Source organism: Marinobacter sp. LV10R520-4 (assembly GCF_002563815.1).
Classification (GTDB): Bacteria; Pseudomonadota; Gammaproteobacteria; order Pseudomonadales; family Oleiphilaceae; genus Marinobacter.
In genome coordinates this window covers 3,156,958-3,170,290 of sequence record NZ_PDJM01000001.1, presented here as the reverse complement: position 1 = coordinate 3,170,290, position 13,333 = coordinate 3,156,958, and the positions used below count along the sequence as shown (strand labels likewise).

Genomic DNA, 13,333 nt, shown 5'->3' with positions numbered 1-13,333 from the left:
CTGGGCTGCGGGCATCAGTCCGCAGCTTCAGCTTCTACCCATACCGCTTTAACTTCTTCGGCAATAATTCGCAGCCCTTCTGCAACCCGTTCGTCGTCCTGGGAGTAGGTTACCCGAAGACACTCGTTGCGATGTTTCCAGCCGTCCTCAGGCAGTCCCGGGAAAAAGTAATGGCCAGACACCACCAGCACACCGCGAAGCTTCAAGCGCTGATACAGTTCCAGGCTGGTAATCGGTAAATCCGGAAACCACAGCCACAGGAACATCGCGCCCTCGGGTTTGTGGATATACCAGCGGCAAGGCGCATCGTCCATGGCCCCGGTGAACGCTGCCACGGCGCGCTGCATTTTGGCCTTGTAGAACGGGCATACCACGTCACGGCTTAGGGTCAAGATCTCCCCCGAGCGCACCAACGGCTCCGCCAGCATGGCACCAAAGCTCCCGGTAGCCAGATTCATGATCGCATTAATGCCCGCCAGCGCCTTGATGGTAGGTGCCGCAGCAATCACGATACCGGTGCGGGCCGCAGGCAAACCTAGCTTGGACAGGCTCAGGCACAGAATGATCTGTTCGTTCCAGATTGGTTTGGCTTCAGTAAACAACAGGCTGGGAAACGGCGTGCCGTAGGCACCATCCACAATCAGCGGGATGTTTTGGCGCCGCGCCAGGGTTTCCAGTTGCGCCAGCTCGTCGTCGGTGATCACGTTACCGGTGGGATTGGTTGGCCTGGACACACAAATAGCGCCGGTTTCGCCGGTCACTTCTACCGCGTCAAAATCAATCCGGTATTTGAACTCGTGGGCGTCGGTGAAGGAGATGTCAGGCTGTACTGCGTGAAACAGATCCGCGTCTATGCCGGCGTCGGCGTAACCGATGTATTCTGGCGCCAGCGGCAATAGAATGTGTTTGTGCACGCCATCGCCATAGTCGCCACCGAACATATTGAACAGCATAAAGAAGGCTGCCTGGCTGCCGTTGGTGAGCGCAATGTTCTCGCTGGTCAGGTCCCAGCCGTACTCACGGCTCAACAATTTGGCCAACGCGGCGATAAACTGCTTTTCGCCCTGAGGGGGATCATAAACGCCCACCAGACGACGCATATCGGCGTCACTCTGGCTGATCTGAACCAGAATCTCCCGAACCCGCTGCTGTATCTCAGGAATATGGCCGGGGTTGCCGCCGCCCATCATGATCAGGTCATCACCCGAGGCCATGGCATTGCCTAAATCGTCCATCAACGAGGTAATACCGGCATCCGCCGTAAATTTCTGGCCAAACGCAGAGAGTTTCATCAGATCCCGTCCGTTAATTGAACAGCGTTGGTTGAGCGGTTTTATTCGGTCAAGGTTATTCAGTCAATGTTAATCGGACAGTGAAATGCCCAGATTGCTAACGCCTTCATTTTCCGCGCGCTGCCGCAGGGTATCGATAAAGTCCTGCCGCGGCACACGCTGGCGCTTTAACTCCAGCACCAGATCACGCTGGAACAACTTATCCTCTTTCATCAGAGGATGCTGGTCCAGCAGGCGCACCAGCTCGTCTTCGCTTAGTTCTTCGGCTTCCGAAACCTCAACAAAACTCATCACTGTGGCCGTGGCAAGCTGTGAAGCCTCTGTCGCCCTATGCTTGCCAGGATTCAGCCGGTTCAACAGCGCCTGTTCCAGCAACTGGCAGAAGTCATATGCGGGGTAAACGCCGTAGGCGTCGTAATCCTCAACGTCTGGCGACAGCGCTTCTAGCTTGCGCAGCCACTGGGGAATGGCAGTCTCTATGGCCTCTGGCTTTAACAGATTCCATCCCGCATCCAGAATCTGGCGCATTTTGGCGCCGGTTTTCAGTTCCATGGCGTCGGCAAACAGGGCGTAATTGGGAAACGCCCGCTCGGCCAGCGACAGCAAAAACGCACATTCGCGCCAGCCCTGTAGCTGCTGTACTGCTTTCAAAAACTGATTGGCGTTCATGTGCGCGGCAGCGTTACGCCGGTTTGGCCCAAGTACTTGCCGCCCCGGTCTTTATAGCTGGTCTCACACACTTCGTCAGCCTCGAAAAACAGCATCTGCGCCACCCCTTCGTTGGCGTAAATTTTTGCCGGCAAGTTGGTGGTGTTGGAAAATTCCAATGTCACCTGGCCTTCCCACTCTGGCTCAAGCGGAGTGACGTTGACAATAATGCCGCAGCGGGCATAAGTGGACTTGCCCAGGCAGATGGTCAGCACACTGCGGGGAATGCGAAAATATTCCACAGTACGCGCCAGCGCAAACGAGTTGGGCGGGATAATACAGACGTCGCTGGTAATGTTAACAAAGCTGTTTTCGTCAAAATTCTTCGGGTCTACCGTGGCGGAATGCACGTTGGTGAAGATTTTGAACTCGTTGCTGCAACGCACGTCGTAGCCATAGCTGGAGGTACCGTAGGAAATGACCCGGCCCTTTTCCGATTCACGCACCTGGCCGGGCTCAAAGGGCTCGATCATGCTGTGTTGCTGCGCCATGCGGCGAATCCACTTGTCGGGTTTAATGCTCATGCTGGTTTCTCATATCCCGGAGTTATAAAGGGCGACAGTTTAACTGTTGGCCAGTTTTAGTGCGAATTCCAATGGCCGGTGACCGACACGCTGGAAATAGCGCCGCTTAAATTGCGTTCACGCTTTGACAACTCCGCCCCCACTCGGCGGGCAATGTCCAGATAGCGCCGCGCCACTTCCGAATCCGGCTCTGCGGCCACCGTGGGCTTGCCACCATCGGTTTGCTCGCGCACGGTTTTGTGCAGTGGCAACTGACCCAACAATACGGTGTCGTAGTCATCGGCAATACGCGCTCCGCCATCGGCGCCAAACAACGCTTCTTTATGGCCGCAGTTACTGCAGATGTGCACACTCATATTTTCCACCACACCCAACACCGGTATGTCCATTTTGCGGAACATTTCAATACCGCGCTGAGCGTCCATCACGGCAATATTCTGCGGCGTAGTGACGATCACCGCGCCGGTTACCGGTACTTTTTGCGCCAGCGTCAACTGGATATCACCGGTGCCCGGCGGCATATCCACGATTAGATAGTCCAATTCGCCCCACAGAGTCTGCTGCAGCAGCTGCATAAGAACACCTGTGACCACTGGGCCACGCCAGATCATCGGAGTTTTGTCGTTAGCCAGATACGCCATGGAACTGGTTTTCAAACCGTGGGCTTCAATGGGAATAAAGTACTTTTGCTCCTGCACCTCCGGCTTCTGGCCATCCGGCACGCCCAGCATCATACCGACGCTGGGGCCGTAAATATCGGCATCCAGCACGCCCACCCGGGCGCCTTCGTGCTGCAGCGCCAGAGCCAGATTCACCGCAGTGGTGGATTTGCCCACGCCGCCTTTACCGGAAGCCACAGCAATAATGTTTTTAACCCCGGGAATCGATGGCAATTCTTTCTGGGCTTTGTAGGCGTGGGTTTTTTGGGCCACGTGAATGTCCGAGCTTTCCACACCTTCAACCGATTCCAGCGCATTCCCAACCAGCTGCCTCAAAGCCCCGGCTATGCCTTTGGACGGATAAGGCAACTCGACCATCAAGGTGACTTTGCCGCGCTTGTCCACGTCCAGCTTCTTTACCGCATCCAGCTCGTACAGGTCTTTTTCAAGGTACGGATCGCGGTATTCGCGAATGGCTGCTTCCAGGGCCTGGCGGGAAATCGTGGTCATAACATCACTCCGGGAGAGTTTAGGGGCAGCACAGAAAGAGTTCAAGCCAGTAATGCGGCACTTAAACGGGGTTTCGGATGAAAAAATTCTGCGTGGAAGGTATCATTTGTACCCAATTCTGGCCATACAGAATGCTCGCGTTCCGTGCGCAAATCCGCGCGGGGGTGTTTTGTCGATTCGCGGCCTACATTCAATTCCAGCAAAGGTTCAAGCTCAACCATGACGCAAGCGAGTGCGAAGCAAAAACGGGACATTCTGGTCACCAGCGCCCTGCCCTATGCCAACGGCCCCATCCACCTGGGCCATTTGCTGGAATACATCCAGACTGATATATGGTCGCGTTACCAGAAACTGCGCGGCCATACTTGTTATTACGTTTGCGCCGACGATGCTCACGGCACCGCCATTATGCTCCGCGCCGAGCGGGAAGGTATTACCCCCGAGCAGTTGATTGACCGCATTCGCCAGGAACATCAGCAAGACTTTGGCGACTTCCTGATCCGATTTGACAATTACTACACCACCCATTCTGACGAGAACCGCCAGTTTTCAGAGTTTATCTACCGTCAACTGCAGCAGAACGAGCACATTGCGACTCGCACAATTACCCAATCGTTCGACCCTGAAAAAAACATGTTTCTGGCCGACCGGTTTATCAAGGGCACTTGCCCCAAGTGTAAAACCGACGATCAGTACGGCGATAACTGCGAAGTCTGTGGTGCCACCTACTCACCCACCGAGCTGATCAACCCTCGTTCGGCGGTGTCAGGCGCCACACCCATCGAAAAAGAATCCGAGCACTTTTTCTTCAAACTGCCGGATTTTGCCGACTTCCTGGCCAAATGGACTCGCAGCGGTACCCTGCAGCCGCAGGTAGCCAACAAGCTGGCTGAATGGCTGGACGCTGGCCTGCACGACTGGGACATCAGCCGTGACGCGCCCTACTTCGGCTTTGAAGTGCCCGACGCGCCGGGCAAATATTTTTATGTGTGGCTGGACGCACCCATCGGCTATTTAGCCAGCTTCAAAAACCTGTGCGTCCGCGAAGGCATCGATTTCGAACACTTCTGGAAAGCCGACTCCAGCGCCGAGGTTTACCACTTCATCGGCAAGGACATCATCAATTTTCACGCCCTGTTCTGGCCGGCTATTCTGCACGACACCGGTTTCCGCACGCCCACCGCGGTTTGGGCGCACGGTTTTGTGACCGTTAATGGCAAAAAAATGTCCAAATCCCGCGGCACCTTTATCATGGCCCGCACCTATCTGGACTTCCTGAATCCGGAGTACCTGCGCTATTACTTTGCGGCCAAACTCACCGGCGGCGTTGATGACATGGATTTGAACCTGGACGATTTTGCCGCCCGGGTAAACTCGGATCTGGTGGGCAAGGTGGTTAACATAGCCAGCCGCAGCGCCGGCTTTATCAGCAAGCGTTTTGACGGCAAACTGGGACAAGTCACCGAGATCGACAAGCTCAACGAATTCATCAACGCCGGCGAAGAGCTGGCCGGTTACTACGAAAACCGCGAGTTCGGCCGCGCCATGCGCCGCATCATGGAACTGGCGGATATTGCCAATCAGTACGTCAACGACGAACAACCCTGGGTAGTGGCCAAGCAGGAAGGCGAAGACGAAAAGCTTCAGGCCATCTGCACCAACGCGCTGAACATGTTCCGCCTATTGATGACCTACCTTGCGCCGGTGCTGCCAAAAACCGCTGACGCCTCGGAAGCTTTCCTGAACGCCAAGCTCGATTGGAACAACCGCGCCGAGCTGCTGCAAGATCACGGCATCAACAAGTTTCAGCCGCTGATGAGCCGGGTGGACATGGCGCAGATCGAAAAAATGCTCGATGCCTCGAAAGAACAGCTGCCGGCGGCTGAAGCGCCGGCAGAAGCCGCGCCAGAAACACCACTGGAGCCCATTAGCCCGGAAATCGAGTTTGACGACTTCGCCAAGGTGGACCTGCGGGTGGTCAAAATCATCAAAGCCGAGCACGTACAGGGCGCCGACAAGCTGTTACGCCTGACACTTGACGTGGGACATGGCGAACGCAACGTGTTTGCTGGTATTAAGTCAGCCTACGCGCCCGAAGAACTGGAAGGCCGTTTAACCGTGATGGTCGCCAACCTGAAAGCCCGCAAAATGAAATTCGGCCTGTCCGAAGGCATGGTGCTGGCAGCTGGCCCCGGCGGCAAAGACATCTTTATTCTGTCGCCAGACTCCGGCGCCACACCCGGCATGCGGATAATGTAAGTGCTATTAAGTCGTAAGCCCTAAATTGTGAGCAGCCAGCGAGGCCCGAAACGAACATGACCGAGTACCTGCTGATATTGGTCAGTACCATACTGGTCAACAATTTCGTACTGGTTCAGTTTCTGGGCCTGTGCCCGTTTATGGGGGTGTCCGGCAAACTGGAAACCGCCATGGGCATGTCGCTGGCGACCACCTTTGTGCTGACATTGTCGTCGGTGTGCAGCTATCTGGCGTACACCTATTTATTAGAGCCTTTGAATCTGGCGTTTTTGAAAACCATCACCTTCATTTTGGTGATAGCGGTGGTGGTGCAGTTCACTGAAATGGTGGTACGCAAAACCAGCCCCCTGCTGTACCGGGTGCTGGGCATTTTTCTGCCACTGATTACCACTAACTGTGCGGTGTTGGGTGTGGCCCTGCTAAACCTGAACCGCAACAACAATTTCGTCGAATCGTTGCTTTATGGGTTTGGTGCCGCACTTGGGTTTTCCCTGGTGCTGATTTTTTTTGCCGCCATGCGCGAGCGCATCGCGGTATCCGATGTGCCCGTTGCCTTTCGCGGCGCAGCCATCGGTATGGTGACCGCGGGGCTCATGGCCCTGGCGTTTTTAGGTTTTACCGGCCTGGTCAGCGTGTAACGGAGTCCTTGGCTTATGTGGACAAATATCGTCATCGCAGTTGCCGTTTTATTAGGCCTGGCCGCCGTGTTTGGGGCCCTGCTGGGCTTTGCCGCCGAGCGCTTCAAGGTAGAAGGCAACCCGCTGGTCGATCAGATAGATGCGCTTTTGCCGCAAACCCAGTGCGGCCAGTGTGGTTTTCCCGGCTGCCGACCCTATGCTGAAGCCATCAACAACGGCGAAGCCATCAACAAGTGCCCGCCGGGCGGTGAAGCCACCATCAACGCCCTGGCCGACCTGTTGGACGTAGAACCCCAACCTCTGGACGCCGAACACGGCGCTGCCCAAGCCAAGCGGGTAGCCGTGATTCGCGAAGACGAATGCATTGGCTGCACCAAGTGCATCCAGGCCTGCCCCGTAGACGCCATTCTGGGCGCCGCAAAACACATGCACACAGTGATAGAAAGCGAATGCACCGGCTGTGATTTGTGCGTGGAGCCCTGCCCGGTTGACTGTATCGACATGATCGTCATCGAACCGGACATCCGCAGCTGGACCTGGGCACCGCCTGTCGTACTGGATAAGGCACCAAATGAAGTGCCCAGCGCTACCGATGCCCGCGTGATTGCCACCGACAGCCAGGCAGAAACCCGCGAAGCGAGCCTGTTATGACCCAGCTGTGGAACTTTGGCGGCGGCATACACCCGCCAGAAAATAAAAGCCAATCCAACAGTCGGCCCATCCGCCCCGCGGGCTTACCCGCGAAATTGATACTGCCGTTGCAACAGCACATTGGCGAGCCTGCGCGCTGTATTGTCGAGCCTGGGCAAAAGGTGCTGAAAGGTGAAGTCATCGCCCAGGTAGGCAACGGCATGGGCGTACCAGTGCACGCGCCCACGTCAGGCATCGTTGAGCGTATTTCCCTGGAGCCCGTGCCGCACCCGTCGGGTATGAGCGACACCTGCGTGGTGCTGATACCGGATGGCGAGGAGCGCTGGTGCGAGCTGGTGCCGCAGCCAGAATATCGCAAACTGGAGCGTGATCAGGTGCTGGCGCTGATTCGTCAGGCCGGCATTGTGGGCCTGGGCGGCGCCGGTTTTCCAACCAACATCAAACTGCGGCCGTCTGTAGACCGCAAAGTCGACACCCTGATTCTCAACGGCGCCGAATGCGAGCCCTACATTACCGCCGACGACATGACCATGCGCGAGAAAGCAGACCAGGTAATGACCGGGCTGCGCATAATGGCCTGGCTGCTGCGCCCGGAGCGGGTGGTGATCGGTATTGAAGAAAACAAACCCGAAGCCATTGCCGCCATGCGTCAAGCGGCAGAGGGCAGCAAAACCGAGATTGCGGTAATTCCTACCAAGTACCCTTCAGGCGGTGAGAAACAGCTGATCCAGATTCTGACCGGCCAGGAAGTACCCAGCGGCGGTATACCCGCCGATATCGGCGTGATGTGCCAGAACATCGGCACCGCGGTGGCCGTGGCCGATGCTATCTTGCAAGGCAAACCACTGATCTCTCGAGTAATAACGGCCACCGGCGAAGCCTTGGCCGAACCCGGCAACTTTGAGGTATTGATCGGCACCCCGGCCAGCCATTTGCTGGCCTGCGCCGGTGTGGACAAACAGCGCCTGTCGCGCCTGGTGCTAGGCGGCCCGATGATGGGTTATACGCTGCCAAGCCCGGGCATTCCGCTGATAAAAACCAGCAACTGCGTAATCGCCGCCAGCGCCAGCGAACTGCCCACACCAGCGCCGGAACAGCCGTGCATTCGCTGCGGCCATTGCGCCGAGGCCTGTCCAATGGAGCTTTTACCCCAGCAATTGTTCTGGCACGCCAAAGCCACAGAATTTGAGAAAGCAGAACACCTGAATCTGTTTGACTGCATTGAGTGCGGCGCGTGCTCCTACGTGTGCCCAAGTTCCATTCCTCTGGTGCAGTATTACCGCTTTGCCAAAGGTGAAATTCGCCTGCAGCGCGCCGAACAGCAAAAATCTGGCCGTGCTCGCGTGCGCTTTGAAGCTCGCCAGCAGCGCCTTGATCGCGAACAGCAGGAAAAAGATCAGCGCCGCAAGGACCGGGCACTGGCCGCGGTTGAAGCTCAGGAGCAGAAAACAGCCGACGCCCGGACCATGATTCAGAACGGCACGGTAGCCGACGAACGCGCGGGCAAATCTGCCCTGGTAGAGCAAGCTCTGGCCCGTAAAAAGGCCAAAGCCGCGGCTGCCAGCGCTGAGCGCATCAAGCCCTCAACACAATCTTCAACATTGCCATCAATAGAAGACACAGCGCCGCCTGAAACCTTCGCACCTGCAAATGCTGGCAAAATTCCTGCCATTGAGCCAGTGCCCAGCATAAAAGAACTGGAACAACAGCTGAGTCAGGCCCAAGCCAAACTGGAAAAAATGCAGAGCATGCTGGAAGACGCTCGCAGTGGCAAGGCGCCCAACGTAGACAAGCTCGAACGCGCCGTTGACAAAAATATCGAGCGGGTCAGGCGCGCACAGCGAGCGATTGATGACGCTCAAACGACTCCCCAACAGGCTTAAACTTCATGGCGCTTGTGCAACAGTCTTCCCCCCACGCCCATCGGGCCCGCCCAACGTCGCGGGTAATGCTGTGGGTGATTATCGCCGCAGTACCGGGGCTGCTGGCGCAAACGGTATTTTTTGGCTGGGGTAATCTGATCAACGTGGTCTGGTGCATCGCGCTGGCGCTGGCTACTGAAGCCGCCATTTTAAAATGGCGGAGCAAGCCCATCGGGTTTTTCCTGAAAGACAACACCGCGGCCGTAACCGGCCTGCTGCTGGGCCTGTCGCTGCCGCCATTTGCACCTTGGTGGGTTTCTGCGGTGGCGGTTTTTAGCGCCATTGTGGTGGCAAAACAGCTTTACGGCGGCCTGGGTTCCAATCCGTTCAACCCTGCCATGGTGGGTTACGCCCTGGTGCTGATTTCATTTCCGCTGGCGATGACCACCAACTGGGCCGCACCGGCCGGCCTATGGCAGGACGCACCCGGGTTTGGTGAAACCCTCAGCGCCATCGCCTCGGGCCAGCAAACCGCCGTTGATGGCTGGACCATGGCCACCCCGCTGGACGAATACAAACACAAGGTGGGCAGCCACACCGCCGCGGAAATTACGGCTCACCCCACGTTTGGCAGTTTTGTCGCTCGCGGCTGGGAATGGGTGAATGCTGCTTTCCTGGCAGGGGGCCTGGTGTTGTTGGCTCTGCGTATTATCAGCTGGCACATACCTGTCGGGTTTTTGGGTGGGCTGGTCGCCATGAGCCTGCTGTTTGGCACCAACGCCGATCAATATGCACCGCTGTCGCTGCACCTGCTGGCCGGTGGTACCATGCTGGGGGCATTCTTCATCGCCACCGATCCAGTATCGGCAGCCACCAGCCACCAAGGCAAACTGATTTATGCCGTGGGCATTGGCGTACTGATTTACCTGATACGCAGCTGGGGCAACTACCCAGACGCCGTAGCTTTCAGCGTGTTGCTAATGAACTTTGCGGTGCCGTTTATTGACTACTACACACCACCACGCACCTACGGTCATCACAAGGCCCGACGCGGTTTACCCACCCGGAAACAGGGCTGATTTTATGGCAACCATGGTTCAATCCATCAGTCGCAGCGCCATCGGCCTTGGCCTATTCGCGGTGATTACCGGTGGCACTATTGCCCTGACCCAGGCAGTCACCAAGGAGCGTATTGCCGAGCAGGCGGCGCGGGCCGAAGCCGCGGCGCTGTTCGAGATCATTCCTGAAAGCACCCATAGCAATGACATGCTGAATGACACCATCAGCCTGCCAGACGCTGCTGTTCTTCACAGTGGGGAAGCGCCCAACGCCTGGGTAGCCCGACAGCAAAGCGATCTGGTGGGCTTTATCATTCCCGTCACGGCCACCGACGGCTATTCTGGCGACATCAACCTGTTGGTGGGCATGACTCCGTCCGGCGAATTATTGGGTGTGCGGGTGACCGGCCACCATGAAACACCGGGGCTGGGGGATCGCATAGAAACCCGAAAATCGGATTGGGTTTACCAATTTAACGGCCGTTCACTGGCCAATACGCCGGGTAAACAGTGGAATGTAAAAAAGAACGGCGGCGAATTTGACCAGTTCACCGGCGCCACGATTACTCCCAGGGCGGTGGTCAAAGCGGTTCACAAAACCCTGGTGTACGTGCGCAAACACCAAGCCGAAATTCGCCAGAGCCTTGGCTTGCCCGTCGAGCGTGGCAACCGCAAACAACGCAATGCCGTTGCCAGTCATTTTTCCGAGCCGGAGCACTAATTGCCATGGCAACAAAAACATCACGCGAGGTTATTCGCGACGGTCTTTGGAGCAATAATCCTGCACTAGTGCAGGTGCTGGGGCTGTGCCCGTTGCTGGCGGTGACCAGCACCGTGGTAAACGCACTGGGGTTAGGCCTGGCCACACTGCTGGTATTGATGGGTTCGAATCTGGCGGTATCGCTGATACGAAACTTTGTCAACGAATCGGTTCGCCTGCCGGCGTTTGTGATGATCATCGCCTCGTTTGTAACCTGCGCCGAACTGCTGATGCAAGCATACACTTACGAGCTATATCAGATTCTGGGTATCTTCATCCCGTTGATTGTCACCAACTGTGCCATTCTGGGCCGCGCCGATGCCTTTGCCTCACGTAATCCGCCAGGGATCGCACTGCTCGACGGTGCCATGATGGGACTCGGTTTTATGGCGGTGCTGGTGCTGCTGGGCGCCATGCGCGAACTGGTTGGCCAGGGCACGCTGTTTGCGGACATGCACCTTCTGCTGGGGCCCATAGCCGCCGACTGGACACTGCGCCCGTTTGCAGATTACCCCAACATGCTGTTTATGATGTTGCCACCTGGCGCGTTTATAGGCTTGGGCCTGCTGATCGCACTGAAAAACGTGATCGACAGTCGCATTGAAGAAAAACGCAAAGCTGCGCAAGTTGAAACGGTCAGCGCCGGCAGTAAACGGGTGCGAGTTACCGGAACTATTTCTTAATGAACAAACAGAAACGCACAGAAATTTTCAGCCGTTTGCGGGAGGAAAACCCCAAGCCGGTCACCGAACTGAACTACAGTTCCGATTTTGAATTGCTGATTGCGGTGATTCTGTCGGCGCAGGCCACCGATGTGGGCGTGAACAAAGCCACCAATAAACTGTATCCGGTGGCGAACACCCCGGAGGCCATTTTTGCCTTGGGCGTGGATGGCCTTAAGGAATACATAAAAACCATTGGTCTGTTTAACAGCAAAGCCGAAAACGTGATAAAAACCTGCCGCGCGCTGATCGACCGCCACGCAAGCCAGGTACCGCGAACCCGGGAAGAACTGGAAGCATTACCCGGTGTTGGCCGCAAAACCGCCAATGTGGTGTTGAACACCGCTTTTGGTCAAATCGCCATGGCAGTAGACACCCACATATTTCGGGTATCAAATCGTACCGGTATTGCTCCGGGCAAGAACGTGCTGGAAGTTGAAAAGCGCCTGATAAAGCTGGTGCCTCAGGAGTTTTTGCTGGATGCCCATCACTGGCTTATTCTGCACGGGCGCTATACCTGCATCGCCCGTAAGCCTCGGTGCGGAGCCTGTCTTATTGAAGATTTGTGCGAGTTCAAGGATAAACGCGACTATCTATGATTACTGATTACTGATTGCTGATGCAGAATCAGGCTCGGCTGCCATCACCTGAGCGGCGCTGGCAGCCTTATTGCTACTGAAATAGAAGATTTCCGGTAAGCCCCTCTTTTTCCAGAATTTCGCGCAGCCTACGTAGAGCTTCCACCTGAATCTGGCGCACTCGTTCGCGGGTAAGCCCGATTTCCTGCCCGACTTCTTCCAGCGTACTAACAGGATAGCCACGAAGGCCAAAACGGCGGGCCAGCACTTCCTGCTGTTTTTCGCTGAGCTGGTCAATCCACTGTTGCAGGCAGGCCGAAATGTTGTTGTCCTGCAGCACATCGGCGGGGTCTGATGCACCTTCGTCGGCGACCGTATCCAGCAGGGATTTTTCACCGCCGGCGCCAATGGGCGTGTCCATGGAAGCAACGCGCTCGTTCAGCCCGAGCATACGCTTAACGTCTTTAACCGGTTTGTCGACCTTACGGGCAATTTCTTCAGCTGTGGGCTCGTGGTCCAGTTGCTGGGTCAGTTCGCGGGCTGCCCGCAGATACAGGTTGAGTTCTTTCACCACGTGAATAGGCAGGCGAATAGTGCGGGTCTGATTCATGATGCCGCGTTCGATGGTTTGGCGAATCCACCATGTAGAATAGGTAGAGAAGCGAAACCCGCGCTCTGGATCAAACTTCTCGACCGCGCGAATCAAACCAAGGTTACCCTCTTCAATCAAGTCGAGCAGGGTCAGGCCGCGATTCACATAGCGCCGAGCGATTTTTACAACCAGCCGCAAGTTGCTTTCAATCATGCGCTTACGACCTGATTCCTCGCCTTTTCGGGCCAGACGTGCAAAGTACACTTCTTCTTCAGGGGTAAGCAGAGGCGAAAAGCCTATTTCGTTGAGGTAAAGCTGTGTGGCGTCCAGCTGTTTGCTACTGCTGTAATAACGACTGCTCGCCGAACGACTTGCAGGTTTCGCAGCTGCTTTGATCGCAACCTTACGCGGTGAGGCTGTATCCCCAGATCTTGGTATTTTCTTTTCAGCGTCTTCGGACTGTTCGACGCGATCGACAATCAAGTCTTCCTGATATTGTGACATTCTGTTTGCCCCGCCT

General features: G+C 56.3%; 13 protein-coding genes. 8 read left to right on the top strand and 5 right to left on the bottom strand.

Going from position 1 to position 13,333, the window contains the following annotated elements; translation table 11 throughout:
• Positions 1–14: 14 nt before the first annotated feature.
• The 4 genes from ATG98_RS15395 to apbC all read right to left on the bottom strand — a co-directional run bounded on the left by ATG98_RS15395 (position 15) and on the right by apbC (position 3,693).
• A complete protein-coding gene (locus tag ATG98_RS15395; RefSeq protein ID WP_098423760.1) occupies positions 15–1,292 on the bottom strand; it encodes a valine--pyruvate transaminase in 1,278 nt (425 codons plus the stop codon).
• Positions 1,293–1,361: 69 nt separating this feature from the next.
• Positions 1,362–1,961 carry a YjaG family protein gene (locus tag ATG98_RS15390; RefSeq protein ID WP_098423759.1) on the bottom strand — a complete coding sequence of 200 codons (600 nt, stop codon included), beginning with the start codon at positions 1,959–1,961 and terminating at the stop codon, positions 1,362–1,364.
• Positions 1,958–2,524, bottom strand: coding sequence for a dCTP deaminase (gene dcd, locus ATG98_RS15385; protein WP_018403482.1), 567 nt, complete (start codon positions 2,522–2,524; stop codon positions 1,958–1,960). Before dcd ends, ATG98_RS15390 begins: the two co-directional genes overlap by 4 nt.
• Positions 2,525–2,580: 56 nt before the next feature.
• Complete coding sequence (apbC, locus tag ATG98_RS15380) at positions 2,581–3,693, bottom strand: iron-sulfur cluster carrier protein ApbC (RefSeq protein WP_098423757.1); 1,113 nt, start codon at positions 3,691–3,693, stop codon at positions 2,581–2,583.
• A 219-nt stretch (positions 3,694–3,912) separates the two neighbouring features.
• Between apbC and metG the strand changes: the two genes are divergently transcribed.
• The 8 genes from metG to nth are packed head-to-tail and all read left to right on the top strand — an operon-like array spanning position 3,913 to position 12,242.
• Positions 3,913–5,952 carry a methionine--tRNA ligase gene (gene metG / locus ATG98_RS15370; protein ID WP_098423753.1) on the top strand — a complete coding sequence of 680 codons (2,040 nt, stop codon included), beginning with the start codon at positions 3,913–3,915 and terminating at the stop codon, positions 5,950–5,952.
• Positions 5,953–6,008: 56 nt separating this feature from the next.
• Positions 6,009–6,590 carry an electron transport complex subunit RsxA gene (gene rsxA, locus ATG98_RS15365; RefSeq protein ID WP_018403478.1) on the top strand — a complete coding sequence of 194 codons (582 nt, stop codon included), beginning with the start codon at positions 6,009–6,011 and terminating at the stop codon, positions 6,588–6,590.
• 15 nt (positions 6,591–6,605) lie between these two features.
• Positions 6,606–7,241 (top strand): electron transport complex subunit RsxB, encoded by a 636-nt coding sequence (rsxB, locus tag ATG98_RS15360; protein WP_098423751.1) that lies wholly within the window; start codon positions 6,606–6,608, stop codon positions 7,239–7,241.
• A complete protein-coding gene (gene rsxC, locus ATG98_RS15355) occupies positions 7,238–9,124 on the top strand; it encodes an electron transport complex subunit RsxC (protein WP_098418003.1) in 1,887 nt (628 codons plus the stop codon). The genes rsxB and rsxC overlap by 4 nt, the downstream gene beginning before the upstream one ends.
• 5 nt (positions 9,125–9,129) lie before the next feature.
• Positions 9,130–10,182 (top strand): electron transport complex subunit RsxD, encoded by a 1,053-nt coding sequence (rsxD, locus tag ATG98_RS15350; protein ID WP_098418002.1) that lies wholly within the window; start codon positions 9,130–9,132, stop codon positions 10,180–10,182.
• A gap of 4 nt (positions 10,183–10,186) precedes the next feature.
• Positions 10,187–10,882, top strand: coding sequence for an electron transport complex subunit RsxG (gene rsxG, locus ATG98_RS15345; RefSeq protein WP_098418001.1), 696 nt, complete (start codon positions 10,187–10,189; stop codon positions 10,880–10,882).
• 5 nt (positions 10,883–10,887) lie between these two features.
• On the top strand, positions 10,888–11,604 hold the full coding sequence (locus ATG98_RS15340) for an electron transport complex subunit E (RefSeq protein ID WP_098418000.1): 717 nt from the start codon (positions 10,888–10,890) through the stop codon (positions 11,602–11,604).
• Positions 11,604–12,242, top strand: coding sequence for an endonuclease III (gene nth, locus ATG98_RS15335; RefSeq protein WP_098417999.1), 639 nt, complete (start codon positions 11,604–11,606; stop codon positions 12,240–12,242). The genes ATG98_RS15340 and nth overlap by 1 nt, the downstream gene beginning before the upstream one ends.
• A gap of 73 nt (positions 12,243–12,315) precedes the next feature.
• Here nth and rpoS read toward each other — a convergent pair whose 3' ends face one another.
• Positions 12,316–13,317, bottom strand: a complete 1,002-nt coding sequence (gene rpoS, locus ATG98_RS15330; RefSeq protein WP_098423749.1) for an RNA polymerase sigma factor RpoS — start codon at positions 13,315–13,317, stop codon at positions 12,316–12,318.
• Positions 13,318–13,333: the final 16 nt, after the last annotated feature.